Origin of the sequence: Bradyrhizobium sp. STM 3557, from assembly GCF_045571465.1 — a bacterium.
Classification (GTDB): domain Bacteria; phylum Pseudomonadota; class Alphaproteobacteria; order Rhizobiales; family Xanthobacteraceae; genus Bradyrhizobium.
The window spans coordinates 4797553-4823828 of record NZ_CP120697.1; the positions used below are offsets into that span (position 1 = coordinate 4797553).

General features: G+C 63.6%; 24 protein-coding genes. 12 read left to right on the forward strand and 12 right to left on the reverse strand.

Annotated elements, in window-relative coordinates; genetic code table 11:
• Positions 1–678: 678 nt before the first annotated feature.
• The 3 genes from P6U24_RS21980 to P6U24_RS21990 all read right to left on the reverse strand — a co-directional run bounded on the left by P6U24_RS21980 (position 679) and on the right by P6U24_RS21990 (position 3990).
• The gene (locus tag P6U24_RS21980; RefSeq protein WP_407154590.1) at positions 679–1779 is read right to left on the reverse strand and encodes an IS4 family transposase; all 1101 of its coding nucleotides are present in this window, start codon (positions 1777–1779) and stop codon (positions 679–681) included.
• A 416-nt stretch (positions 1780–2195) separates the two neighbouring features.
• Positions 2196–3614: a PleD family two-component system response regulator gene (locus P6U24_RS21985; protein WP_407154591.1), complete on the reverse strand. Its 1419-nt coding sequence runs from the start codon at positions 3612–3614 to the stop codon at positions 2196–2198.
• A 10-nt stretch (positions 3615–3624) separates the two neighbouring features.
• Entirely contained in the window at positions 3625–3990 is a 366-nt protein-coding gene (locus P6U24_RS21990; RefSeq protein ID WP_407154592.1) for a response regulator, read from the reverse strand.
• Between the two features lie 218 nt (positions 3991–4208).
• On the opposite strand from P6U24_RS21990, the gene P6U24_RS21995 reads away from it, so the two are divergent.
• Positions 4209–4508 (forward strand): DUF3572 domain-containing protein, encoded by a 300-nt coding sequence (locus tag P6U24_RS21995; RefSeq protein ID WP_407154593.1) that lies wholly within the window; start codon positions 4209–4211, stop codon positions 4506–4508.
• A complete protein-coding gene (locus P6U24_RS22000) occupies positions 4487–5812 on the forward strand; it encodes a DNA polymerase IV (protein WP_407154594.1) in 1326 nt (441 codons plus the stop codon). The genes P6U24_RS21995 and P6U24_RS22000 overlap by 22 nt, the downstream gene beginning before the upstream one ends.
• Positions 5813–5890: 78 nt before the next feature.
• Here P6U24_RS22000 and P6U24_RS22005 read toward each other — a convergent pair whose 3' ends face one another.
• Both P6U24_RS22005 and P6U24_RS22010 read right to left on the reverse strand, forming a co-directional pair.
• Positions 5891–6160, reverse strand: a complete 270-nt coding sequence (locus tag P6U24_RS22005) for a hypothetical protein (RefSeq protein ID WP_407154595.1) — start codon at positions 6158–6160, stop codon at positions 5891–5893.
• A 245-nt stretch (positions 6161–6405) separates the two neighbouring features.
• Entirely contained in the window at positions 6406–7263 is an 858-nt protein-coding gene (locus tag P6U24_RS22010; protein WP_407154596.1) for a cell envelope integrity EipB family protein, read from the reverse strand.
• A 261-nt stretch (positions 7264–7524) separates the two neighbouring features.
• Between P6U24_RS22010 and P6U24_RS22015 the strand changes: the two genes are divergently transcribed.
• From P6U24_RS22015 to P6U24_RS22030, 4 genes are all read left to right on the forward strand, one after another.
• The gene (locus P6U24_RS22015; RefSeq protein WP_407154597.1) at positions 7525–7992 is read left to right on the forward strand and encodes a RidA family protein; all 468 of its coding nucleotides are present in this window, start codon (positions 7525–7527) and stop codon (positions 7990–7992) included.
• A gap of 22 nt (positions 7993–8014) precedes the next feature.
• Positions 8015–8767, forward strand: a complete 753-nt coding sequence (locus P6U24_RS22020; protein ID WP_407154598.1) for a glycerophosphodiester phosphodiesterase — start codon at positions 8015–8017, stop codon at positions 8765–8767.
• A gap of 94 nt (positions 8768–8861) precedes the next feature.
• Positions 8862–10073, forward strand: a complete 1212-nt coding sequence (locus P6U24_RS22025) for a GNAT family N-acetyltransferase (RefSeq protein WP_407154599.1) — start codon at positions 8862–8864, stop codon at positions 10071–10073.
• Positions 10074–10122: 49 nt separating this feature from the next.
• Positions 10123–10548: an HIT family protein gene (locus P6U24_RS22030; protein ID WP_407154600.1), complete on the forward strand. Its 426-nt coding sequence runs from the start codon at positions 10123–10125 to the stop codon at positions 10546–10548.
• 106 nt (positions 10549–10654) lie between these two features.
• Here the strand turns inward: P6U24_RS22030 and tsaA are convergent, their stop codons facing one another.
• From tsaA to P6U24_RS22045, 3 genes are all read right to left on the reverse strand, one after another.
• Positions 10655–11149 carry a tRNA (N6-threonylcarbamoyladenosine(37)-N6)-methyltransferase TrmO gene (gene tsaA, locus P6U24_RS22035; RefSeq protein ID WP_407154601.1) on the reverse strand — a complete coding sequence of 165 codons (495 nt, stop codon included), beginning with the start codon at positions 11147–11149 and terminating at the stop codon, positions 10655–10657.
• Between the two features lie 67 nt (positions 11150–11216).
• On the reverse strand, positions 11217–11507 hold the full coding sequence (locus tag P6U24_RS22040) for an AzlD domain-containing protein (RefSeq protein WP_407154602.1): 291 nt from the start codon (positions 11505–11507) through the stop codon (positions 11217–11219).
• Positions 11508–11606: 99 nt separating this feature from the next.
• Positions 11607–12728 carry a transglycosylase SLT domain-containing protein gene (locus tag P6U24_RS22045; protein ID WP_407154603.1) on the reverse strand — a complete coding sequence of 374 codons (1122 nt, stop codon included), beginning with the start codon at positions 12726–12728 and terminating at the stop codon, positions 11607–11609.
• A gap of 152 nt (positions 12729–12880) precedes the next feature.
• Here P6U24_RS22045 and P6U24_RS22050 point away from each other — a divergent pair, with 152 nt between their 5' ends.
• Positions 12881–13816 carry a glycine reductase gene (locus P6U24_RS22050; RefSeq protein WP_407154604.1) on the forward strand — a complete coding sequence of 312 codons (936 nt, stop codon included), beginning with the start codon at positions 12881–12883 and terminating at the stop codon, positions 13814–13816.
• A 61-nt stretch (positions 13817–13877) separates the two neighbouring features.
• Here the strand turns inward: P6U24_RS22050 and P6U24_RS22055 are convergent, their stop codons facing one another.
• Entirely contained in the window at positions 13878–14252 is a 375-nt protein-coding gene (locus tag P6U24_RS22055; protein WP_407154605.1) for a hypothetical protein, read from the reverse strand.
• A 253-nt stretch (positions 14253–14505) separates the two neighbouring features.
• On the opposite strand from P6U24_RS22055, the gene P6U24_RS22060 reads away from it, so the two are divergent.
• The 3 genes from P6U24_RS22060 (at position 14506) to P6U24_RS22070 (ending at position 17983) form a co-directional block, all read left to right on the forward strand.
• Positions 14506–15924 (forward strand): MFS transporter, encoded by a 1419-nt coding sequence (locus P6U24_RS22060; protein ID WP_407154606.1) that lies wholly within the window; start codon positions 14506–14508, stop codon positions 15922–15924.
• A 199-nt stretch (positions 15925–16123) separates the two neighbouring features.
• Entirely contained in the window at positions 16124–16459 is a 336-nt protein-coding gene (locus tag P6U24_RS22065; RefSeq protein ID WP_407154607.1) for a c-type cytochrome, read from the forward strand.
• A gap of 99 nt (positions 16460–16558) precedes the next feature.
• A complete protein-coding gene (locus P6U24_RS22070) occupies positions 16559–17983 on the forward strand; it encodes an MFS transporter (protein WP_407154608.1) in 1425 nt (474 codons plus the stop codon).
• A 137-nt stretch (positions 17984–18120) separates the two neighbouring features.
• Here the strand turns inward: P6U24_RS22070 and clpA are convergent, their stop codons facing one another.
• Both clpA and clpS read right to left on the reverse strand, forming a co-directional pair.
• Positions 18121–20532 (reverse strand): ATP-dependent Clp protease ATP-binding subunit ClpA, encoded by a 2412-nt coding sequence (gene clpA / locus P6U24_RS22075; protein WP_407154609.1) that lies wholly within the window; start codon positions 20530–20532, stop codon positions 18121–18123.
• Between the two features lie 380 nt (positions 20533–20912).
• Positions 20913–21245, reverse strand: coding sequence for an ATP-dependent Clp protease adapter ClpS (clpS, locus tag P6U24_RS22080; RefSeq protein WP_407154610.1), 333 nt, complete (start codon positions 21243–21245; stop codon positions 20913–20915).
• A gap of 468 nt (positions 21246–21713) precedes the next feature.
• Here clpS and P6U24_RS22085 point away from each other — a divergent pair, with 468 nt between their 5' ends.
• Entirely contained in the window at positions 21714–23600 is a 1887-nt protein-coding gene (locus P6U24_RS22085) for a pilus assembly protein TadG-related protein (protein ID WP_407154611.1), read from the forward strand.
• A gap of 74 nt (positions 23601–23674) precedes the next feature.
• On the opposite strand, the gene P6U24_RS22090 is transcribed toward P6U24_RS22085, so the two are convergent.
• A complete protein-coding gene (locus P6U24_RS22090) occupies positions 23675–24019 on the reverse strand; it encodes a phasin family protein (protein WP_407160548.1) in 345 nt (114 codons plus the stop codon).
• Between the two features lie 404 nt (positions 24020–24423).
• Here P6U24_RS22090 and P6U24_RS22095 point away from each other — a divergent pair, with 404 nt between their 5' ends.
• Complete coding sequence (locus P6U24_RS22095) at positions 24424–26130, forward strand: serine hydrolase (RefSeq protein ID WP_407154612.1); 1707 nt, start codon at positions 24424–24426, stop codon at positions 26128–26130.
• Positions 26131–26276 lie beyond the last annotated feature (146 nt).

Below are 26276 nucleotides of genomic sequence, written 5' to 3' on the forward strand. Positions count from 1 at the left end.
TCCATTGCCTCGACCCAGCCTGCCCGGAAAAACTAATTTCGCAAACTCCTTCAATCGGATCGCCCCGCCGGCTCCGTCGACCGCAATTTTCTTCTTTCTTTTTTTCAGAAATCATGTTTATGTCTCGTCATCCCGCTTCGACCTAAGAGGGGCGTATCGCGATCGTCACGAACGTGGAGGTGGGATGCGGTGGGCGTGTCGGGTTGCAGCGCGATTTCTGTCGCGTGGACGAACGATCCGATGCGCACGGTCAAGCCGTGTGGTCCTGACATCCCGGTGCTGATGTCCCGCACAATGCGTTTACGCATGGTCGCGGACGCGATGATGCGAAGCATCGTCGCGAATACGGGGGCAAGAACGCCGGTCCCCGGGGAGACCTCGTATAAGCCGTAAAGCCATCGCGCAGGGAAGGCCGGGAGTTTCGGCCAGACCTGTGGTGACTGCCGCCTGCTTTCTTTTCTGCAGGCGGGCCATGGGCGAGGCCAACGCCCGGTCTTCCCCATAGGCGTTAAGATAATGCGGGCATCGATTGATATCGTCGTTTTCGAGGTGGCTCGTAGAGGTGCCGGTCCAGTACCCGTTTGCTGTGATGGAGGCGGCGGATGGTTGGTTGTGGAATGATTGCTTGTAGCAAGGACGCAATGAGTTGCTGCAAGACACGCCAGGCGCCAGGTGTCGTCAGGCGGCCTGCGTCCAGTGGGGAGAGTCCTCGAACTCGCGGACAAGCGGTTCGAGCAGCAAAATGATCAAGAGATGAGCCAGCAGGTAGGGCTTGGCGGAGCGCGGATCGGTTCCAGGCGGTGTCTTGAGGCCGATCAAACTCTTCAATCGCTTGAAGCCGAGTTCGATCCGCCATCGCAGTCTGTAAAGCGCAAGCACATCTTCGACGGTGAACTCGTCCGGCGCTAGCGAGGTGACCAGGATGACCCAATCCGCCGCTTCCAAAGTTTCTTTAGAGATGGTGCGGTTTTCGTCTTGGGCGTCTCGCCGGGCTTTACGACGCGACGCGGCAGCCGCATCGGCAGACTTCTTGACTGCGATCAGACGCATAGCCAGAGGCGCGCCGGCCTTGCGTTTGATCCAAATCGGCCGATCGATCAGTCCGCGGGCGTTCCCCGCCCGTAATTCGGCTATCAGATCGAGCGGACAGCCTTTGGCATCAAGCCAACGTGCGTTCTTCCAGCCCGCTCGGATCAAAACATCTGCACCAGCTTCGAGCACTGCCGAGATCCGATCAGGTTGTAGATAGGCGCGGTCAGCAATACGGATCTCACCCTTGACCACTGGTATGCGGTCAAACGTCTCGCCCTCTTGCTGATCTGTCAGTTCGAAATGGCCAAACCGCTCATATGGCAGATCAAATGCACTATGAATGCGCCAAAGCTCGCTGTTCTTGCGCGCAGCCGGCCCTGCCTGAGGCACTGTCGTGGCATCGATGATACGGATCAGACGGCCTCGGCTCGCCTTTGGCGCCGCCGCCGCGAGCAAGCGCTCCACAAGCACGGTAAACCAATCGCCACATTGACGCAGGCGGTAGAACAGCGCCACGCTACTCAGATTGGCAAGGCCAACAGAAGCAGCCCACGCGGCCGTCGATCTTAACCCTCTTTCACCCAGACAATAAGCCAGCATCAGCCGAAGCAACGCCACCGCATCAGGGATCCGCCGTTGCCGCACGAAAGCTTTCGTCTGGCGCGCGCTGCTCTTGAGCTGCGCAGCCCCACCTAGCTGCGTAACGACGCTCGCCCAGTCTTCGTTCAAAAGCGAATCTCGTGTCATCCCATGTTCGAATCACGAACGATTCCAACACGCAAGACTAAACTTAACGCCTATGCGGCCTTCCCTGCGCCCTCCATCTCAGGGCGTGACGAATTTCAAAGCTCGGACGCAGGATGCGTGGCGAGGACGGAGTGACGCGCCTTGGCGCATGTGAGGCGATGATGCAACGACACACTCAATGGTCATCGTCCGCCACCCGGTCCGGCCTTTGGCCGGCCGGATGACAGGCTCCGGCGGACGATCCAGTACGCCGCGGCCTCTCGGTTGATCACGAGCGTCGCTGGAATACTTGATCACCCGCCGGAGCCTGTCATCGGGCTCGCCGAAGGCGAGACCCGGTGGCGGGTAATGACAGCGGAGAATCTCATTCGCATCGCGACGGGGCCGCCGCCATGACGCAACAGCCGCCCTCCCCCTCACCGCCCTCCGCCGGCCGCCTGCGGCAGACGGCTCGGCTCGTTCGGTGGCGGCAGCATGACGACGCGGTTGCGGCCGTCGTTCTTGGCGCGATAGAGCGCAGTGTCGGCGCGCTTGAGCACATCGCTCAGCGGCTCGCCCTTGTGCTCCAGGGTCGAGAGGCCGATCGACACCGTGACATCGATGCGCTTGTTGCCCTTGTGCACCGAGAACGGCTCGTTGGCGATCGAGCGCCGCAGGCGTTCGGCCACCATGCCGGCAACATGCAAATCGGTCTCCGGCATCACGATGACAAACTCCTCGCCGCCATAGCGGCAGGCGAGATCGATGCCGCGGATCGATTTGCGCATGCGAAGCGCGAACTCGCGCAGCACGTCGTCGCCGGCGTCGTGGCCATAGCTGTCATTGATGGCTTTGAAGAAGTCGATGTCGAGCATCATCAGCGCCAGCGGCTTGCCGCGGCCCGCTGCCTGGTCGGCAAGCGTCGCGAGATGGGTCTCCATGTAGCGGCGATTGTGCAGACCGGTCAGCGCGTCCGTGATTGCCATCTCGATCGAGTTCTGGACGTTGTCGCGCAGATGATCGGTGTAACGGCGCCTGCGTACTTGCGTGCGCGAGCGCGCCAACAGCTCGTTCTTGTCGATCGGGCGCAGGAGATAGTCGTTGACGCCGATCTCGAGCCCGCGCAGCAGGCGCGAATTGCTCTCGGCGTCCGCGATGGCCAGGATTGGAATATGGCGGGTCCGCTCCAGCGAGCGGATCTGGCTACACAGCCGCAGTCCATCGAAATTGTTGAGGTCGAGCGAGACGATCACAAGGTCATAGCTGCCCTCGGCGGCATTGAACAGCGCCTCCGCCGGATTGACCTCGACATCGACATTGTGCTCAGTGGCGAGCATCGGCGCCAGCCGCTCATAGGAGGACGGCCGGTCGTCGACCAGGAGGACGCGACCGCTCTTCCCCGTGTCGGCGATGGCGCTGCGCTCCGGTGCCTGCACGCCGATCTCGCGCGAGGTCAGCGCGCGCATGCGCAGCTCGTCGGCCATCATCTTCAGCCGCGTCAGCGAACGCACGCGCGCGATCAGCACGACGTCGGAGACCGGCTTGGTCAGGAAATCGTCGGCGCCCGCCTCGAGGCCGCGCACGCGATCGGACGGGCTGTCGAGCGCCGTGACCATGACCACGGGAATGAAATGCGTTGCCGGATTGGATTTCAGTCGCCGGCAGACCTCGAAGCCGTCCATGTCCGGCATCATCACATCGAGCAGGATGATATCGCATTCGGCACGCTGGCAGATCTGCAGCGCCTCGGTCCCGCTCGCCGCCGTCAGCACGTCGAAATATTCGGCCGACAGGCGCGCTTCCAAAAGCTTCACATTGGCCGGGATGTCGTCGACCACCAAGATACGCGCGGACATCGAAAATCCCTCAGCCTATAAAACGACGTACCGTTTCAATGAATTTGCCTACTGAAATCGGCTTGGACAAATACGCCTCGCAGCCGCCTTCGCGGATTCGCTCCTCGTCACCTTTCATCGCAAAGGCGGTGACGGCGACCACTGGAATGGCGCGCAGTTCCGGATCGTCCTTGATCCAGCGCGTCACCTCGAGGCCTGAGACCTGCGGAAGCTGGATGTCCATCAAAATGAGATCAGGTCGCGTCTTGCGCACGATGTCGAGCGCCTCGACGCCTGAACTGGTGCCGGAGGTCTGATACCCATGTGCTTCCAACAGATCGCGAAAGAGCTTCATATTGAGCTCGTTGTCCTCCACGATCAGGACGGTCTTACCCATCCGTCCCTCCGACTCTCTGACACCGGCCTGCCCTCCGGCGGACCATTCGCCCGCCGTTCCTATCTAATTCAAACTAGCCCCAGATTCGCTCCAAGCCGTTAAGGCGATGTTCCATCTTTCGTTCGAGATGGTTTCCGATTGCTTGAACCAATTCCGAAGACTCGGGCATGATGCTGCTAAAGTAGAGACCAGAAGTTAACGGAAAGGCAAATCGGTCTTTGAAAAAGCCTGCTCAAAAAACCCGCGAAGTGGCTGAAATCGTTGCGGTTCAGGCGCTTTCTTTCCTCGCCGGCGAGCCCGAGCGGCTGGGCCAATTTTTGGCGGAGACCGGGATCGGCCCGGAAACCCTGCGGTCGTCCGCGTCCGACCCAAATTTCCTCGTCAGCGTGCTCGATTTCGTCCTGCGCGATGACGAAAGCGTAAAGGCTTTCGCGGCAGCCTCCAAGTTACATCCAACGAACATCATGGCGGCGCGAGAGGTACTGAGCGACCGCAAATGGGAGCGCGATGTGCCGTGAGCGCATCCGGGACCGAGGCAGGACCGCCCGCGGTGCCGCAGCCGACCTGCTTCTGCCGTGACTGCCTCGCCGACCTCGATGCCAAGGCCAGGCGCTGCGGCGCCTGCGGCTCTCCCCGCCTCGTCCGCCACCGCACCCTGCCCGCCCTGTCACTCGCGCATATCGATTGCGATGCCTTCTACGCAACGGTCGAGAAGCGCGACAATCCGGACATCGCCGACAGGCCAGTCATCATCGGCGGCGGCAAGCGCGGCGTGGTCTCGGCCGCCTGCTACATCGCCCGTACCTATGGCGTGCGTTCGGCGATGCCGATGTTCAAGGCGCTGGAGCTCTGCCCGTCCGCAACCGTCATCCCGCCTGACATGGCAAAATATGTCCGGGTCGGGCGCGAGGTGCGGCAGGCGATGCAGGGGCTGACGCCGCTGGTTGAACCGCTGTCGATCGACGAAGCCTTCCTCGATCTGTCGGGCACCGAGCGCGTGCACGGCATGATACCGGCCAAGGTGCTGGCGCGTTTCGCCCGCGAAGTCGAGCGCAACATCGGCATCACGGTTTCGGTCGGGCTGTCCTGCAACAAGTTCCTGGCCAAGATCGCCTCCGATCTCGACAAGCCGCGCGGTTTTGCCGCGCTCGATCAGGACGAGGCGCGCGAGATGCTCTCCGACAAGCCGGTGGGGTTCATCTTCGGCGTCGGCCCCGCCACGCAGGAGCGGCTGGCGCAGCGCGGCTTCCGCACCATCGCCGATCTGCAGCGCGCCGACGAGATCGAGCTGATGAAGCAGTTTCCGTCCGACGGCCGCCGGCTGTGGCGGCTGGCGCGGGGCATCGACGAGCGCAAGGTCGTCGCCGACCGCGGCGCCAAGACCATCTCAAGCGAGACCACGTTCGAGACCGACATCCGCGATTTCGCCACCCTCGAGAAGCTGCTCTGGCGGCTCTGCGAGAAGACCTCCTCTCGGCTGAAGACGAGCGGGCTGTCCGGCTGCACCATCACGCTGAAGCTGAAGACGGCGGATTTCCGCCAGCGCACGCGCTCGCAATCGATCACCGCGCCGACCCAGCTCGCCGGCAAGATCTTTGCGGTGTGCCGCGAGATGCTGGCGCGCGAGACCGACGGCACCGCGTTCCGCCTGATGGGCGCCGGCGTCAGCGCGCTCCGGCCGGGCTCGGAAGCCACCGACACGGACATGCTCGACCGTCGTTCGGCCTCCGCCGAACGCGCGATGGATGCCCTGCGCAAGAAGTTCGGCCACGGCGCGGTTTTCCGCGGCATCGCCTATGACGGCCCGGAGAAGGCAGACTGAAATGGGCTTTCGCGCCGAAGCAACCCAACGACCGTCATGATGGATTGCTCCGGCTCGCCTCGCCCGTTGGGCGATGGATCAGTAGCTCCAGGCGTCTCCGCCGTCGTACGCGTAATGGCCGTAGCCATACGGTTCGCACGGAATGTTGCCATTGTCCCACGGCGCGGTCGCGAACGAGCCGACGCGCGGCGCCGGAATGCAGGCACGACCCTCAAGATAGATTGCACCGGGCTCCGCCGATCCGGAAACGATGACGCGGTGCCGCGCATGATGTTCGCGCGCCATCGCCGGTGCGCTGATCACGACCGTCGCACACAGCGCTGCAACCAGAAGCTTCAACTTGGCCATCTGAATTCTCCATTGCTTGGTGAAGCCGATCCCAGACCGGCTCGCGCAATGGAGATGAGTGGCAGGTGCGCGCGCCGAAAGAGAGCGGCGCGTCACATCATTTCAACGCGTGAGGAGAAGCTTGCGGACGACAAACACGTTGATGCGAGGATGTCGTGAGCTCGTTACATCCGTCTCAGATTGCAGCAAGTGTTGTTACCGATGTCAGACCCGGAGCTGACGTGCAGCCGAAGAGCGCTCGGCGGTCAGTAGCTGCAGGGCTTGCCTTCCTTGACATCCTTGATATCGAACTTGCTGAGCGCACCGGCAATGACGAAATCATTGTAATCCAGCACCAGCGCACGCGACACGCCATTCTCATACAGCTCGAACGACATCGCATAGACCGGCGTCTGCTCGCCCTCGGCCTTTTTCGCGTCGTGATCGTAGTAGCTGACCGTGACCGGCCAGCGGGTCAGCTGCTTCATCTGGTCGCTTTGCGTGGCGGGATCGGGCGATGCGACCGCCTTGTCCGGCGCGACCGGCTGGCCGATGACGGTCAGCGTGTTGTACACCTTCTCGCCATTGTCGGAGCCGTCATAGACGGAAAGCTCGAGCACCGACTTGCCCTCGCGCGCAGCCGCGACGATGCGACGGATCTGCTCGGTCGGAAACACGGTCGAGCCATCGAGCGTGAAGGTCTTGGCCGCCGGCTGCTTCAACTTGACCGTGATCTTGTCGCCGTTGCGCTCGGCAACGCCGTCGATCGGGCTCGACTCGGAATCGTTCATCCGGGAGTCGATCTTGAAGTGGTAGCTCTTGCCCGCGCCGTCCTCCCAGGCGGTCGAGCGCAGGTCGCTCAGCGTGACCTTGCCCTCGCCGACGTCAAGCTCGGAGACCTGGCGGAATTCGGAGGTGTAACCCTCGCAGGCGTTGCCGGAGAAATTGTAAAGGATGCGGCCGCGTGCGCTGTTGATCGGGCTCGATCCCCGCGTCTTGACCAGGCTAAGCTCATAGAGCGCCTGATGGGGCAGGAATGGCACCGCGGCCGCGACCTTTGCCGGGCCGAACGCGACCACGGCAACAGCCAGCGTTGCCATCGACAATCGAAACGACTGCGCCATGATTTTCCCCGTGAGCGCCGCAAGCCTGTGGTCGGCGGAAGAAAGTGTCACATTAAAGACCGACGCATTGCGTCGCAACTGGGGCCGGCTCACGTAAAAGTGCGGTGTTGCAGGTCAAATCCCGACAACCGCTCAAGATTTGCGCACCACGGCTGTGCACCTACCCTGTCCGCCCCGCAGCTTGCATGTGACCTCCCGATGCGCCAAAGAAAGCCACCGGTCCGAGGGCGGGCCGGCTTTCATGAGCAGGCGGGAATCACCATGGCAGGTACGGTCGAACAGAATTTGGCGGCTCAGGGCATTGTCTTGCCGGCGCCCAAGGCACCGGTGGCGAATTACGTCCCCTTCGTCCGCAGCGGCAACCTGCTGTTCGTCTCCGGCCAGGTCTGCTTCGACGCGGAGGGCAAGCTGATCGCCAAGGGCAAGCTCGGTGCCGGCCTCTCCGTCGAGCAAGGCGCAGCTGCCGCGCGCGGTTGCGGGATCAACCTGCTCGCGCAGGTCAAGGCCGCGATCGGCGATCTCGACAAGGTCGTGCGCGTGGTCCGGCTCGGCGGCTTCGTCAACTCGGCGCCCGATTTTCTCGACGGGCCGAAGGTTCTCAACGGCGCCTCCGACCTGATGGTGGCCGTGTTCGGCGACAAGGGCCGCCACGCCCGCACCACCGTCGGCGTCGCCGCGCTACCATCGGACGCGGCTGTCGAGGTCGAAGGCGTGTTTGAAGTCGCCTGATAACGACGTAAGGACGGGCGAGATGCGTGCACCTGACTGGCTGACGGCCCGTCCCGTCGCCCATCGTGGCCTGCATGACGCCGCACGCGGCGTGATCGAGAACATGCCGGCGGCGGCGCGGGCCGCGGTGACCGGCAATTTCGCCATCGAATGCGATATCCAGCTGTCCGCCGATGGCGAAGCCATGGTGCATCACGACCATGAGCTCGGCCGCCTCACTGAGGGCTCCGGGCCCCTTGTCGAGAAGACGGCCGCCGAGCTGAAGGCGATCAGGTTCAAGGCGACTGACGAGCAGATGATGACGCTCGGTGATCTCTGCGCGCTGGTCGCGGGCAAGGTGCCGCTGGTGGTCGAGGTGAAGAGCCAGTTCAACGGCGACCGGCGGCTGGTGAAGCGGATGGCCGAGGTGCTCGCCGCCTATTCCGGCCCTGTGGTCGGCATGTCCTTCGATCCCGACCAGGTGGTCGCGCTGCGCGAGATCATGCCGAAGCTGACGCGCGGCATCGTCGCCCAGCGCAGTTACGATGACGGCTATTGGGAGAAGCTGACGCAGGCGCAGCGTGACTCCATGCTGCATCTGAAGCACGGCTTCCGCACCCAGCCCCATTTCGTCGCCTATTGGGTGGAGCAACTGCCGGCGCCAGCGCCCTGGATCGCACGGAACCTGTTCGGCTGCCCACTGCTGGCCTGGACGGTGCGTACACCCGCGCAGCGCGCGGCGGCAGGGCGCTATGCGGACCAGATGATCTTCGAGGGCTTTACGCCAGGGAGCTGACAGCGGCCTTGAAGTCGCTGCCGTCATGCACAATCTTTGGGAGGGGCTCACGGAGCGGGCATCGCCCGTTTCCCCGCTCGTTCTTTGGGGTTCGATGGCATCATCTGAGATCACGCTCGAAGCGCTGCCCTCGGTCAGCGACATCCCCGCCGCGGATTGGGACGCCTGCGCCAATCCGCTCACCGAGATCCCCGCCACTTCGTGCAACGGCGCGTCACAGGCCTACAACCCCTTCGTATCGCACGCGTTTTTCTCGGCGGCTGAAACCTCCGGCGCCGCCACGATCCGCACCGGCTGGGCGCCGCGCCATCTGGTTGCGAAGATCGATGAGCGCATCGTCGGGATCGTGCCCTGCTATCTGAAATCGCATTCGCAAGGCGAATATGTCTTCGATCGCGGCTGGGCCGACGCCTATGAGCGCGCCGGCGGCCGTTATTACCCCAAGCTGCAAGCCTCGGTTCCATTCACGCCGGCGACCGGGCCGCGGCTCCTGATCCGCAGCGGCGAGGATCGCGCGCAGATCGGATCAGTGCTGGCACAGGGACTGATCGCGCTGTGCGGCGTCAGCAAGGCCTCCTCGGTCCATGTCACCTTCGCCCGCGAGGAGGAATGGGAGCTGCTCGCGGAACATGGTTTCCTGCAGCGGACCGACCAGCAGTTCCATTGGCACAATCAGGGCTTTTCCAGCTTCGACGATTTCCTCGCCACGCTGAATTCACGTCACCGCAAGGCCATCAAGCGCGAACGCCGCGACGCGCTCGGGGCTGCCGGCATCACCATCCACTGGCTCACCGGCAAGGACATCACCGAGGACGCCTGGGACGCCTTCTTCGATTTCTATATGGAGACCGGCTCGCGCAAATGGGGCCGCCCTTATCTGAATCGCAAGTTCTTCTCGCTGATCGGCGAGAGCATGGCCAAGGACGTGCTGCTCGTCATGGCCAAACGCGACGGCCGCTGGATCGCGGGGGCCATCAACTTTATCGGCTCGGATACGCTGTTCGGCCGCAACTGGGGTGCGATCGAGCACCATCCGTTCCTGCACTTCGAGGTCTGCTACTATCAGGCGATCGACTTCGCGATCCAGCACCGGCTCAAGGTCGTGGAGGCCGGTGCGCAAGGCGAGCACAAGATCGCACGCGGCTACCTGCCCCAGACCACCTATTCGGCGCACTTCATCGCCGACCGCGGCCTGCGGCGTGCGATTGACGACTATCTCGCGCGCGAGCGCGCCTATGTCGAGGAAGCCGGCCGCGAGCTCGCCGAGGCGGGTCCGTTCCGCAAGAGCGCCGACGAGCCATCTTGACCTTTCGATAGGACCGGCGACATTCAGGGCCGAATTTCAGGAGCCGGACATGACTGCCTATGACAGCAACAACATCTTCGCAAAAATCCTGCGCGGCGAGCTGCCCTGCTACAAGGTCTACGAGGACGAGCACGTGCTCGCTTTTCTCGACATCATGCCGCGCTCGCCGGGCCACACGCTTGTGATCCCGAAGGCCCCATCCCGTAACATCCTCGACATCACCGAGGAGGACTATCTCCATGTCGCGCGCGCCACGCGCAAGATCGCGCCTGCGGCAATGGCCACGTTCAAGGCCGACGGCGTCACCGTTCAGCAGCACAACGAGCCTGCCAGCGGCCAGGTGGTGTTTCACCTGCATGTCCACATCATGCCCCGCCAAGACGGTGTCGCGCTGCTCGCGCCGGCAAGCCGCAAGGAAGACCCGAAGGTGCTGGAAGAGCATGCCGCCCGGCTGAGTGCGGCGCTGAGGGGCTAACCCTCGCTATCCAACCGTCATCGCGAGGAGCGCAAGCGACGAAGCGATCCAGACTCTTGGCGTTGCACTGGATTGCTTCGCTTCGCTCGCAATGACGGCATGAGCCTTACGTCCCATCCGCTCCTTGCAACTGCTGCTGTGACAGAGGCGAGAACACGCAGCGGTCGGGCTTGAGGTCGATCAGCGGCGTCTCATCGAGACAATCGAGCCCGCGCACCAGCACGGTGTTTCCTTCCAGTGCCACGAACCTGACCGTCGAGGTGCCCAGCGGATTCGGCCGCACCGGCGAACGCAGTGAGAAGGTGCCGCGGGTCTTCTCCTCCTCATGCTTCGGCCGCTGAATCACGAGGTCGCGGCGCGAGCGGTGCAGCCAATAGATCACCTCGAGATGGGTGTAGAAGTCGATGCCCTTGAGCGCCGGCACCCATGGGTCGAAGATCTCGAGCCGGCACACCGGCCCCTCGGGGCTGCCCTGCCGCGGCGTATCCAGCCGCGAGGTCCAGGGTGTGCGGATGCGGCCTATGAAATAGAGCGCCGCATCGCGCGGCGGCGCCACATCGACGGTAACTTCACCGGGACGGAGATCGGTATCTGCAATCATGAAACTGGTCCGCTTGATCGAAGCTGGAGTCTATCCCATTGCCGACCGACCGCAATGATCGCGCAAATCAGCGGAGCCACCATTTGCCCGCGAGCATCACCAGTTCACCGCAGACGACGCCGGCGAAGATCGAGCGGCGGGTCGCCATGAAAGCGGCAAAGCCGGCCGCCAGCGCGCCGTAGCGCAGGAACCAGGGCACGCTCGCCAGAGCGCCCGGTGGCTGCACGATGACCTGGGCGATGACGCCGGCGAGGATCGCGGTCGCCACCGCCTTCACCCACATCAACAGATCGGAGCCTTCGTCGAGGCCGCCGCCGAGCCAGAGTCCCAGGGCCGCTATAACGCTGGGAGTGGACAACGACGTCAACCGTCATTGCGAGCGAAGGCGAAGCAATCCAGAACTGCAAGAAAGACTGGATTGCTTCGTCGCAAACGCTCCTCGCAATGACGATGTCGGTCAGCCCCTGACGCCGCGATTGCGCAGCACGAAGCAGGCGCCGCCGGCGCGGCGAATGCGGTTGCAGAGATCGTCGGCCTCACCGCGCGTATCGGCGCCGATCCGCACCTGGTAGAAGGGATGGGAGCCGCGCGTACGCATCACTGAGGACAAGAGACTGGGATCGCGGTCGCCGATGATTGCGCCGAGCCCCTTGATCGCGCGCGCATACATCGCCATCGCCTTGTTACGATCGAAGCCGGCGGCGAGCTGCACACCCCAGAGCTTTGCAGCTGACAGCGCGACATGCTGTTCGAGCTGGGTGATGAACGGGTTCGGCGCGCGCTTGAGCAGCGCCATCAGTTGATGGCATGAGGTCGGCGGCGCGCTGGCCGGCATCTTGCCGCCCTTGCCGGCATCCTTCCAGTCCTCGACGGTCGCGCCGGTGATGGCCGAGACGTAGTTGCGCGTCTCCCAGGGCATCTGCCCCTTGCCGTCCAGCCAGTCCTGCACCCGGCGTGGGCCGGCATTATAGGCGGCTGCGGCGAGCCCGAGATTGCCGAACTGATTGCGCAGCTCGGCGAGAAACTCAGCCGATTTCGGCAGCGCCTGCACCGGATCGAAGGGATCGAGCAGCCGCCGCTCGTTCGCCGTGCCCGGCATGAATTGCGCGATGCCCTGTGCACGCTGGCCATTGCGCGTCACGGGCCCTTCCGCGTTGGGCTGGAAGCGGCTCTCCTGCCAGATCACGCGCGCGAAAAATTCGAGCGGCAGGTCGTTGGCTTTCGCCGCGGATTCGATCATCAGGCAGATCGCCTCGCGGGTATCGCTTTCCTTGGCGTCGGGCTGGTCGGTGCTGGCCTTCTCGGTGTCCGGCTTTGTATCCGCAGGCTTTGCATCCGCAGGCTTCGTGTCTTCCGGTTTCGCATCTGCCGGCTTGGCTTGATCGGCCGCAGGCCCCGGCGATGCGCCCTGCTGCGAATTCTCGGGGAGCGGCTGCGCCTTGTCGGGCTCTGCGGGTTTCGGCGGCTCCGCTGGTTGCGAGGGTTCGGCAGGAGCCGGCGGCGCGGCTGCGTCCTCCGCGTCAGCCGAACGCGGCGTTGCCAGCGCGAGGCAGAGGCAAAGACCCAAGATGGCACGCATCGCTGCGACACTCTGCACAGCCGTTCCCCGTGTCGACATCCTTTCACGCTGTCAAAAACGGCCACGGCAAATCTGGGTTCCCTGGCGCGGCGGCTTGACACATGAGGCACGTTGTCTAGCAATCTGATTTTGTGTGGCAAGGAGCGCAACAGATGGCCGCAGCTTCCGACGACAGGCTTGGCTTCGCGTCCGACGAGGACGTGCCCCTGCCCTATATGGCGCGCACGCGCGAGTACTATCTCGCGATCGGCTATGACAGTCCGTATCGCTGGGCCCACTACACGTCGGCGCCATTTCAGCCGTTGAGAAAACCGCTCAATCAATCCCGCGTGACCATCATCACCACGGCCGCGCCTTACGATCCTGCCAAGGGCGACCAGGGACCGGGCGCGAAATACAATGGCAGCGCGAAGTTCTACAGCGTCTACGCCGGTGACACTTCACAAACGCACGACCTGCGCATCTCCCACATCGCCTATGATCGCGTGCACACCTCCGCCAAGGATAGCGGCACCTGGTTTCCGCTGCCACAACTGATCCGCCTCGCGCGCAAGGGCCGCGTCGGCGAAGTCGCGCCACGTTTCTTCGGCGCGCCGACCAACCGCAGCCATCGCGTGACCATCGAGACCGATGCGCCCGAGATCATGGCGCGCTGCCGCGCTGACGAGATCGATGCCGCAGTCCTGGTGCCGAACTGCCCCGTCTGCCACCAGACTGTCAGCCTGATCGCACGCCATCTGGAAGCGAATGGCATCTCCACCATCGTGATGGGCTGCGCCAAGGACATCGTCGAGCACGTCGCGGTGCCGCGCTTCCTGTTCTCCGACTTCCCGCTCGGCAATTCCGCCGGCAAGCCGCACGATGCCGCCTCGCAGGCCTTCACGCTCGAGCTGGCGCTGCGCGTGCTGGAAAGCGCCCCCGGCCCGCAGACATCGGTGCAGTCGCCGCTGCGCTGGAGCGAAGACCCTGGCTGGAAGCGCGACTACAGCAACCCGGCCTTGCTGAGCGAGGGCGAGCTGGCGCAGCGGCGCGCCGAGTTCGAGGCGCAAAAGGCGATCGCCAAGGGCATCCCCGAAGGCGCGGCATGAGGCAAGTCTGTCATGCAGCGCGGCGACGCAACGGCAGAAAGGACCTTCTGTCGTTGAGCAGTTAGCCTTCCGGCTTCCCTTGGAATTGAATATTGCACTTCTTCACGATGGACGCCTGCTCAATGGCAGCCATCTGTCCTTTCATCTGTGCGAGTTCGGCTGCGGTTTGCTTGTCGCCGCCGACCAGGAATGCTGCTGGCCAGAAGATGATGACGGCCGCTGTGGTCGCGATCGTATCATTGGTGCGCTGCTTATCCTGAGCTCCCGAAAGAGCAGCCGCACGCGCTGATACGCCCTGAGCCTCGAGAGCAAGCTGCTGGCACGTATAAGATTGGTACATCACCGGCGAAACGTAACTCGGCGCAATATCAGCCGAGCTTGACGCACAGCCAGCAAGAATTAATCCCAGCAACGGGATCATGACGCGATAATTCATAAAATAAGGTCCCCCCTCAGCCAGTAAAACGGTGGAGCAATTCAGCCGAGAGCGCAAGAAGAACTACAGCCTGAGGACAGCTATACACAATCTCCTCCTTGAGATGCAGTATTGCGATACTGCAACCCTTGCCCGAACCGCTCCTACTCGCCCATCGATTGTTACACGTGCAGCTTTCCGCGCGACGTCTGCAACCCGATCGCTTCGTTTGGCGCGTTGCATGATTGATCGGACGCCCTAGCTGGAACGAAAGTTGTTTCAAGCAGGGTCAATCGCCATTCTCCAGACGTCGTTCTCCACCACCGAGCAGCCCGACGGCCTCCCTTCACCTCTGCGCCATCAAGCGATCCTGACGATTGCGCTTGGGCTTGCGATGGGCGTGATCGACAGCACCGTCGTCAATGTCGCACTCCCGACCATCGCCGCGGATCTGAACGCGAGCCCCGCCGCGGCGATCTGGATCATCAATGGCTATCAGTTGGCGATCACGATCTCCCTGCTCCCTCTCGCCTCGCTCGGCGAGATCATCGGCTACAGGCGCGTCTATCTGGCGGGCCTCGCTCTGTTCATCGTGACGTCGGCGATCGCTGCGGTCGCGCATACGCTGGCGCTGCTCATCGTCGCGCGCATCATGCAGGGCTTCGGCGCCGCGTGCATGCTGAGCATCAACACCGCGCTGGTCCGCTTCATCTATCCGCGCGCGCAGCTCGGCCGCGGCCTCGGCACCAATGTGATGGTGGTCGCAACGTCCTCGGCGATTGGCCCGACTGTCGCGGCCGGTATCATGTCGATCGCGACCTGGCCCTATCTGTTTGCGGTCAACATTCCGCTCGGGCTTCTGACCTTCGCGCTGGGTTTGCGCTCCCTGCCGCATACGCGGCGCGCGCCGCGCAAGTTCGACTGGCCGAGCGCGATCCTCAGCGCCGTGACGTTCGGGCTCGGCGTTGTCGCCATCGGTAGCGCAGGCCATGGCACCGCATCCACGATCTCAGTGGTGGAGATTGTCGTGGCGGCCGGGGCGGGCGCCATGCTGGTCTATCGGCAGACACATATGGTTTCGCCGCTGCTGCCGCTGGACCTCATGCGCATCCCTCTCTTCACGCTGTCGGTCACCACCTCGATTCCCTCATTTTGCAGCCAGATGCTGGCGCTCACCGCGATCCCCTTGTACTTCGCCAGCCGCTTTGGCTACTCGGCGGTTGACATCGGGCTCATGATGACGCCTTGGCCGATCGCGGTCGCGCTCGCTTCGCCGATCTCCGGACGTCTGGTCGAGCGCTATCCGGCGGGCCTGTTGTGCGGCATTGGCCTCGTCCTGTTCGGCATCGGCCTCAGCACACTTGCGATGATTCCAGACCATCCCGCACGGCTCGACGTGATCTGGCGCATGCTGCTCTCCGGCGCCGGTTTCGGCCTCTTCCAGACGCCGAATAACCGCACCATGATCGGGGCTGCACCGCGCGAACGTTCGGGCGGCGCCAGTGGGATGCAAGGCATCGCCCGTACGCTCGGCATGACGATCGGCACCACGCTGGTCGCGCTGTGTCTCAGCCGCGATCCCGCCAGCGGCACCGAGGTCGCGCTGTTCACGGCGACCGGCTTTGCGCTGCTCGGCGCGATGTTGAGCGTGCTGCGGCTATCGCCCATCGGCGCCCGGGGCGTCAAAGGCTAGACGGGGCGACGGCGCAGCGCGCCGAGCTCGAAGCGGAATCGGCCAAAGCTGTGCGCGAACGCTGCCGCTGCACATCCGGCGCCACTTGTAGGCGTCGCTCCGACCGCCACGGCCGCCCTACGGGTGCCAAACCCTCTATGCCGGAATGACCGGCCGCTGATAGCCTCGCCGACGGTTTTAAGTCGAAAGGCGCGCGCCCATGAGACAGCTTTGCCTCGCATGTCTGATGCTCTGCCTGTCCAGCGCTGCCAGCCATGCGCTGGACAGCGGGCAGCAGCACGGAAAAGCGCTCTTGCAAAAGCTTTGCAGCAGATGCCATGCGATAGGAACCACCGGCGTCAGTCCGCATCCGGACGCGCCGCCCTTCCGGACTTTTGGCGAACAGAAATTATACGACGAAGACTTTGCCCAGCGATTGCAGACCGGCCTATCGACGATCCACAAGGACATGCCAACCTTCCGGTTCGGCCCGGCCGATGCCGAGGCGGTGGTCGGCTATCTCAGGGCGATCCAGATTCACCAAAGGCCGAAATGAGGCGGGTCGCGCGTCTTGGGAACGCGGCAGCGTAGCTGTCATTGCAGGTGCGTCATTCTGCTCCGCAGCGCCGCTGTGGACCGTTCCGGAGTTCGTTCGTTGACCCCAGCCAGCCCGACCGAACATCCCGACGGCCTGCCGCTGCCGCAACGAAACTGGGCTATCCTGACGATCGCACTCGGCATCATCATGGCGGTGGTCGACGGCGCCATCGCCAATGTCGCGCTGCCGACGATCGCCCGCGACCTCGATGCCAGCCCGGCCTTCTCGATCTGGATCGTCAACGGCTATCAGCTCGCGGTCACCATCTCGCTGCTGCCGCTGGCCTCGCTCGGCGAGATCATCGGCTATCGACGCGTCTATCTCGCCGGTCTGGTGCTGTTCACCTTCGCCTCGGCCTTCTGCGCGCTGTCGCACACGCTGCTGCTGCTGACCGTCGCCCGCATCCTGCAGGGCTTCGGCGCTGCCGGCATTCTCAGCGTGAATTCGGCGCTGGTGCGCTTCACCTACCCGCACGCGCTGCTCGGTCGCGGCATCGGCATCAACGCGCTGGTTGTCGCCGTGTCGGCCGCGGTCGGCCCGACGATCGCGGCCGGCATCCTGTCCTTCGGCACCTGGCCCTGGCTGTTCGCCATCAACGTGCCGCTCGGCTTCGTGACTTTCGCGCTCGGCGCGCACAGCCTGCCGCACACCAATCCTGCTCCGCATATGTTCGACTGGCAGAGTGCGGGGCTCAGCGCGGTGGCCTTCGGCGTCGGCGTCGCCGCGATCGACAGCCTTGGCCATGGCGAGGCGGTGCTGACCTGCGTGATCCAGCTCGTCATCGCGGCGATATCAGGCGTGCTGCTGGTGCACCGGCAGACGCACATGACCTCGCCGCTGCTGCCGCTCGATCTCCTGCGCATCCCGGTGTTCGCGCTCTCGATCGCGACCTCGATCGCCTCGTTCTGCGGGCAGATGCTCGCCTTCGTCGCGATCCCGTTCTATCTCGAAGGCCATTTCGGCTATTCGGCGGTACAGATGGGCCTGTTGATCACGCCCTGGCCGCTCGCGGTCGCGGTGACCGCGCCGATCGCCGGCCGCCTGGTCGAGCGTGTGCCGGCGGGCCTCCTGGGCGGCATCGGGCTTGCGATCTTCGCCTGCGGGCTGGCCTCGCTGGCGCTGCTGCCGGCTGATCCCAGCCCGCTGCAGGTGGTCTGGCGGATGGCGCTGGCCGGCTGCGGCTTCGGCCTGTTCCAGACCCCGAACAATCGCACCATGATCGCGGCCGCACCGCGCGAACGCACCGGCGGCGCCAGCGGCATGCTCGGCACCGCGCGGCTGCTCGGCCAGACCACCGGTGCTGCGCTGGTCGCGATGTTCCTGGCGCTCAGCCCTGATAACGGCACCCGGTTGTCGCTGGCGACCGGCGTCGGCTTCGCCCTGGTCGGCGCGGCGCTGTCCATGCTTCGCCTCTCGCCGGCCGGCGCCCGCGGCGCCGAGCAGGTCCGGGTCCAGGACGGCCAGCGGCTGAAAGGCGAATAGGCCGGGGCTGTCTCCCGTGTCGTCCCTGCCAAGCGCAGCGCGCGCAAGGACGACGGGCACGGGAGGGATGATGACCGCGACAAAACAAAAAGACCGGCAAGACTGCCGGCCTTTTCGCATCTCACTTGTCTGGCAACTTAAGCCTTGACCAGCGGTCCCTTCGACGCCGGGCCTTTGGGAGCCCCTCCGCCGCCGCTGCCCGGCCCGCCGGACTTTGGCTTGCGCTTGCGCGCCACGGCCACCTCCGGCTTCGGCGTGACCGGGCCTTCGACGAACTCGAAGCCGATCTTGTCGAGCTCCGGATTGGCCTCGTCCTTGACCAGCACGACACGGACATGGCCGCCGCCCTTCAGCTTGCCGAACAGCACCTCGTCCGCCAGCGGCTTCTTGATGTGCTCCTGGATCACGCGGCCCATCGGACGCGCGCCCATCTGCTCGTCATAGCCGTGGCTGATCAGCCAGGCCTTGGCCGGCTCCGACAGCTCGATAGTGACATCGCGGTCGGCGAGCTGCGCCTCGAGCTGCAGCACGAACTTCTCGACCACCATGCCGATCACGTCGACCGACAGATGCGCGAACGACACGATGGCATCGAGGCGGTTGCGGAATTCCGGCGCGAACTGCCGGTTGATCGCCTCGTGGTCGTCGCCTTCCCGCTTGCTGCGGGTGAAGCCGAACGCCTGCTTGGCGAGATCGGCCGCGCCTGCGTTGGTGGTCATGATCAGGATCACGTTGCGGAAGTTGACCTGCTTGCCGTTATGGTCGGTCAGCCGGCCATGATCCATGATCTGCAGCAACACGTTGTACAGATCCGGATGCGCCTTCTCGATCTCGTCCAGCAGCACCACGCAGTGCGGATGCTGGTCGACGCCGTCAGTCAGAAGGCCGCCCTGGTCGAAGCCGACATAGCCGGGAGGCGCGCCGATCAGGCGCGACACCGTGTGGCGCTCCATGTATTCGGACATGTCGAAGCGCAGCAGCTCGACGCCCAGCGATGACGCCAGCTGCTTGGCCACCTCGGTCTTGCCGACGCCGGTCGGTCCGGAGAACAAATAGCAGCCGATCGGCTTCTCCGGCTCGCGCAGGCCGGCGCGCGCCAGCTTGATCGAGGCCGACAGCGACTCGATCGCCTTGTCCTGGCCGAACACGACGCGCTTCAGAGTCTGCTCGAGGTGCTTGAGCACCTCGGCATCGTCCTTGGACACGCTCTTCGGCGGGATCCGCGCCATCGACGCGATCGTGGTCTCGATCTCCTTGATGCCGATCGTCTTCTTGCGCTTGTTCTCGGCGACCAGCATCTGCGCCGCACCGGATTCGTCGATCACGTCGATTGCCTTGTCCGGCAGCTTGCGGTCATGAATGTAGCGCGAGGAAAGCTGCACCGCGGCCTCGATGGCCTCGTTGGTATATTTCAGCCGGTGATAATCCTCGAAATACGGCTTGAGGCCCTTGAGGATCGCGATCGCATCCTCGACCGACGGCTCGTTGACGTCGATCTTCTGGAAGCGCCGTACTAGCGCCCGGTCCTTCTCGAAGTGCTGGCGATATTCCTTGTATGTCGTCGATCCCATGCAACGGATCGTTCCGGAGGCCAGCGCCGGCTTCAGCAGGTTGGACGCATCCATCGCGCCGCCGGAGGTGGCGCCGGCGCCGATCACGGTATGGATCTCGTCGATGAACAGGATGGCGTTCGGATGCGCCTCCAGCTCCTTCAGGACCTGCTTGAGGCGCTCCTCGAAGTCGCCGCGATAGCGCGTGCCGGCAAGCAGCGTGCCCATGTCGAGCGAGAACACGGTCGCAGCCGACAGCACCTCCGGCACCTCGCTGTCGACGATGCGCTTGGCGAGCCCCTCGGCGATCGCGGTCTTGCCGACGCCGGCTTCGCCGACGAACAGCGGATTGTTCTTCTGACGGCGGCACAGCACCTGGATGGCGCGATTGATCTCCGAGTTCCGGCCGATCACCGGATCGATCTTGCCGTCGCGCGCCTTCTTGTTGAGATTGACGCAATAGGTTTCCAGCGCCTCACCCTTTTTCTTGGAATCGTCGTTGCCCTTGGCCTCGGTCTCCTCGTCGACGCCGCGAACGGGGCGCGCCTCGGAAACACCCGGCCGCTTGGCGATGCCGTGGCTGATATAGTTGACGGCGTCGTAGCGCGTCATGTCCTGCTCCTGCAGGAAGTACGCGGCGTGGCTCTCGCGCTCGGCGAAGATCGCGATCAGCACGTTGGCGCCCGTCACCTCCTCGCGGCCGGACGACTGGACATGGATCACCGCGCGCTGAATCACGCGCTGGAAGCCGGCGGTCGGCTTGGCGTCGTCGCTGCCGTCCGTGACCAGGTTTTCGAATTCGGTTTCGAGATAGTTGACGAGACTGGTGCGAAGCTTGTCGAGATCAACACTGCACGCGCGCATCACGGCCGCCGCATCGGAGTCATCGATCAGCGACAGCAGGAGATGCTCCAGCGTCGCATATTGATGATGACGCTCGTTGGCAATCGCCAGCGCTCGATGCAGGGATTGTTCAAGGCTTTGAGAAAAAGTCGGCATGCGCGTCCTCTGTGGCCCCCTGCCATCATGATCGCCGCCGCCCGGTCAGGCAACAACAACCTTTCGTAAATATATAGAGATAACCGAGCGTGACAAAAGACCGGTTCTGCCTCCCGGTTACGCGTTCACCGGATCGTCAATGCAAAACCCGTTCCGATTGAGGCAGATGACGCGCCGGCTGTCTTGAATCGCTCTCGTTTCGGTCGCGCTCTCGTCGTACGGACTCGTCCCGGCGAGACGGCCGTAGGATTGCGGGGAACGAAGCCGACGCATCCGCGTCGATCAGGCCCACCGGGCCATTGTGTCGGTCCGACGGATGTCCGTCCGACGCGTGTCAGCCCTATCTGTATCCGCCGGCTGCGCTGCACCGAAGCGGGCGGCTATTTCTTTTCCATCACACATTGCAGCGGGTGCTGGTGCTTGCGGGCGAAATCCATCACCTGCGTTACCTTGGTTTCCGCGATCTCATAGGTGAACACGCCGCATTCGCCGATGCCGTGATGGTGCACGTGAAGCATGATCTTGGTCGCGGCTTCCACGTCCTTGTTGAAGAATTTCTCCAGCACGTGAACCACGAATTCCATCGGCGTGTAATCGTCGTTCAGGATCAGGACACGATAAAGATTCGGACGCTTGGTTTTCGGCTTCACCTTTGTGATGACGGATGTCACCGGGCCACCGGTTCCACCGGGCCGATTCTCGTTGCTGCTCATCCTTGGCGTCGACAAATCTCTGGACGTTCGCTGCGACATGGTACACGCGTTAGATATCGATGCGGGATCTCAGAGGTCCGAGGTTTCCCGCCTTCTCCCCGCCGGGGCCATCTGGCTGTCCGGACGTTTCTTAAGACCACCGTTCTCCAGATCGCCGATCCCAGCCAGCCGGTCCGCGGCGGACCGGTCCCGGGAATATGGGTCAGTTGCCCGTCCGCCGCAAGCGTCCGTACCGCGGCTGCCCGAACGACCGGCGCGACTGATTCCTTGACCGGCGAACCATCACCAAGGTTAATCAAACCCCTCGCATTTTACAAAGCCCATTCAAGCGGCGTTAGGGAAGGAACCCCTTTTTGTCACCCGCCTTTGCGCGTTCAACGGCATTTGTCGAGATTTCTCTCAGCCGGTTTACCCGCCATTCAACTCCACGAACCGAAATGTCGCCAGAACCTACTGCTGGTGACCGTCATGACACGTGCGTTCCTCATGCCTCTGCTCCGCCGCGCCGTGCGCCGCTTCGGCGCCGACCAGAGCGGTAATATCGCCGTCCTCTTCGGCATCGCGATCATCCCCATCCTGGCCTTCGTCGGAGCGGCGGTCGATTACAGCCGCGCCAACGCAGCGCGTTCGTCGATGCAGGCGGCGCTCGATGCCACCGCCCTGATGCTGTCGAAGGACCTTTCGGCGGGCACGATCACAGCCAGCGACATCCCCACCAAGGCCAGCGCCTATTTCAAGGCGCTCTACACCAGCACCGACGCCCAGAATGTGCAGGTGAACGCGACCTATACCACCGCCACCAGTTCCAGCGCCGCGACCATCCTGCTCAATGCATCCGGCCAGATCACCACGGATTTCATGAACATCGTCGGCTTCCCGACGATGGGCTTCGACACCAAGACGACCACGACTTGGGGCAACGTCAAGATGCGGGTCGCGCTCGTGCTCGATAACACGGGGTCGATGAGCCAGAACAATAAGATGACCGCACTCAAGAATGCCGTCGCCGGCACCGGCGGCTTGATCGATCAGCTCAGTAATCTCGCCAAGAGTCCCGGCGACGTCTACGTCTCGATCATTCCGTTCGCCAAGACCGTCAACGTCGGAGCCAGCAACTACAACCAGAGCTGGATCGACTGGACCGACTGGCTGAACCCGCCGACGCAGCAGCCAAACAATGGCAGCTACCAGGCGTCCCTCCCCATCAATTGGCATGCGGTGGGCCCGGGCGCGAAATGCCCATTCACCAACAGCAGCGGCGGCTTCACCTGCGTGAACGGTCCCGGCAGCAAAACAGCCGTCTCGGGGGGAGTCATTCCCACAACCGGCACCTATACCGGTTACATCTGTCCGAGTGTGGATGCCAACTCACACACGCTCTACAACGGCTGCTGGGTCAGCACGTCTGCCGGTTCAGGCGTGTTCTGCTCCGGTACGACCTCCTGCAGCTGCCCGGTCGATGGCAGCGGCAATAAGGTCTCGGGCTGCAGCTGCGGCTACAGCGGCGGCGTCTATCAGTGCACCGGCAATCTCTATGACCACAACTGGACTCAGCCCGGCCCCAACGACACGGCCCACAATACGAACCAGCCTCGGGTCAGCGCGGTGGTCGGTTGGACCAACCACAAATACACAACCGCCAGCCCCACTCCTACCGTGGTGAACGCGTGGAACCAGGCGTCAACCAATCCCATCAGCACCTGGACTGGCTGCGTCGCCGACCGCAGCCAGCCGAACGATGCAACCGGCGCCCAGCCGACGGGCTCCGATGTGACCACGCTGTTTCCTGCCAACGAATATTACGAGAACAGCAAATCGTACTGCTCGAGCAGCAGTTCGCCGGAGCTCTATCCGATCACGCCGCTGAGCTATGATTGGACGTCGCTGAAGAACTCCATCAACGCGATGCAGCCGACCGGCGGCACCAACCAGGCGATCGGTTTGGCTTGGGGCTGGCAGTCGCTGATACCCGGCGGCGTGCTGAATGCGCCCAGCGAGGACGCCACCACGACCTACAACCGCGTCATCATCATCCTGTCGGACGGCCTCAACACTGAGGATCGCTGGCCCGCCTACGGCAACGGCTCGACGCAGGCCTCGGGCAATCCGATCGATGCACGGCAGGCGCAGCTGTGCACCAACCTGAAGAACGCCAAGGACTCCAAGGGCAATTACATGTACACGATCTACGCGATCCAGGTGAACACCTCGACGCCCGCGGATGCGACCTCGACCGTGCTGCAGAACTGCGCGAGTGGCTCGGACAAGTTCTTCATGCTGACGAGCTCGACCGAGATCCTGACCACATTCCAGACCATCGGCACCGCACTATCTAAGCTGCGCGTCTCCAAATAGGTGCGGCTGCAGCGCACCAAAAAAAGAAAGCCCGGCTCGCGCCGGGCTTTTTGCCATCAAGGTGACGGGATCGGTTAGTGCGCCGCGGCCTGCGGAGCGAACTTCGCCGCAAGACCTTCCAGCGGCTTGAACGCCTGCTTGGCGAGATCGGAATAGAGGCCCGCGATCTTCTGGGAATCGGCGACGAAGGTCTCATACGCCGACTTGGCGAATTCGTTCTGCGCCTCGATCACCTTGTCGAGCGAGCGCACGCCCGAGAGCTTCTCGACGAACGACTTGGTGTCCTCGAACGACTTCTTGGTGTAGTCGCCGTACGCGGTGGCAATGGCCTGCAGCCCGTTCTGCACGGTGGTCGCCGAATTCACGACCGTCTCGAACTGCTCTTTGCCGTAGTTCTGAAAGTCCTCAACCTTAAACATCATGGCTTCCTTTTCCCAGACTTGAGCGCTCCCGGGAGGCCCGGCTCCCTGACGCAACGGTCATATAGTGCAGCGCACAAAAAATTGCAAGAAAATTGTGCAATGCACAACACCGAGCATATAAGGACTGGCTTTTTGCGGAAAATCCCGTGTCGCTCCGCAAGGTTTCTTTAACTTTTTGGCAACCCGGGCGTCCTAACCTCGCCAATGGGCCGTGCTCGGTTTCGGCCAGCCGGCGAAAGCTGTTTCAAAACAGCGCCTTAACAAAACCTCAGTTCCGGGTTTTTCGATCTGCAGTTGTCCACCAGCTGCGATCGGCGGTTCGGACAGACCTGAGGCCCAGCGCGTGGGCACAATTTTGCCCCACGAGCCGGTGATCAAGTCAGAAATTGGACGGGGATTTCATGCATCGCAAAAACTTGGTCTCCTCGCGCCTCGTGCGAGTTGGCGTTTATGGGGTGCTCGCGCTCGCGACCGTGGCGACTACGATGGACGGCGCGGAAGCACGCCGGCATCATCGTCACCACGCCTCCCGCCATTCCCCGCACAACGACGACGACAGCTATAGCCCCTCCTTTTCTTCGATCATCGTCGACGGCAACACCGGCGCGACATTGACTGCGACCAGTCCCGATGGTCTTCGTCATCCGGCATCGCTCACCAAGATGATGACGCTTTATCTGCTGTTCGAGCGCCTCGACTCTGGCAAGATGAAGCTCGACACCGAGATGCCGGTCTCCGAGCGCGCATCCGACCAGGATCCGACCAAGCTCGGTCTGCGTCCGGGCCAGACCATCAGGGTCGAGGATGCGATCAAGGGACTGATCACCCGTTCGGCGAACGACGCTGCCGTCGTGATCGCAGAGGCGATCGGTGGCGACGAAGAGAACTTCGCCAGGATGATGACGCGCAAGGCGCATGCGCTCGGCATGAGCCGCACGATCTATCGCAACGCCTCCGGCCTGCCGAACGACGAGCAGGTCACCACGGCGCGCGATCAATCGATCCTCGGCCGCGCCCTGCAGGACCGCTTCCCGCGCTACTATCGTTATTTCTCGACCACCGCCTTCAATTTCCGCGGCCACACCATCACCGGCCACAATCACCTGCTCGGCAGCGTCGAGGGCGTCGACGGCATCAAGACCGGCTACACCCGCGCCTCCGGCTTCAACCTCGTGACCTCGATGCATCGGGGCAACCGCTTCCTGATCGGCGTCGTGATGGGCGGACGCAGCGGCGGCTCGCGCGACGCGATCATGCGCAACCTCCTCGCCGAAAACCTGGACAAGGCCGCGACGCGGCGCACGGTCGCGGCGATCACCGAGCGCGGCAATTCTGACCAGGCGACCGATGTCGCCGACCAGGGTGGAGTCGAGGTCGCATCTGAAGCCCCGGCGCCGAGCCGGACTGCGAAGGTTGTTGCCGCGCTTGCCGAGGCGACTGCCGCGCTGCCGCCCACGCAGCCGAAGGATGCCAAGGTCGAGCCCGCTCCGATGACTTCGGGTGTGATCCAGGGTCAGCCGATGGCGATCGTGCCCGGTTCGACCGAGCCGATGAAGCCGGTCCGGGTCAAGACCGTGCAGGTCAAGTCCGGTCTGACCAAGCTCGCCTCCGCCGCCCCGCAGCCGATCGCGCCCGTGGAGCCCGCGCCGCTTCCCGCCGCGCGAACCGATCTGCCGCAGCAGCCGCCGGGCTTTGGCACCGGCAATGGCATTCTCGGCGTGCTGCCGGCGTCCAGCGCACCGCCGGCTCCGTCGCAGGCCATGGCCTATGCAGCGCCTGCGCCGCAGCCGGTTCAGCAGCAGCCTGTGCCGCCGCAGCCGCTTCCGCAAGCGGCCTCGCTGCAGCAGGAGAGCGCAACCAAGCGGTCCGGCTGGATCGTGCAGGTCGGCGCGCTCGAGAGCGAGGCGGAAGCCAAGGAGCGCATCGAGACCGCACGCAGCCACGCCCAGGGCCTGCTGAACAAGGCTGACCCGTTCACGGAGACCGTGTCCAAGGGCGGCCAGACGCTGGTTCGCGCCCGCTTCGCCGTGCTCGACCGCGATCAGGCCGAAGCGGTGTGCAAGAAACTGAAGCGCGCCGACATCTCCTGCATGACCATGCACAATTGATACGGCGCCGAAGCGCTAAGCTTCGACATTCAAGACACAGAGCCCGCGCTCATCGAGCGCGGGCTTTTTCTTTGTCGGCCTGATCGGCAGCGACCGGCGACCCGCAAACCTCTCGTCAAGGTTTTGCAGTTAGAACCTTGTTCGCA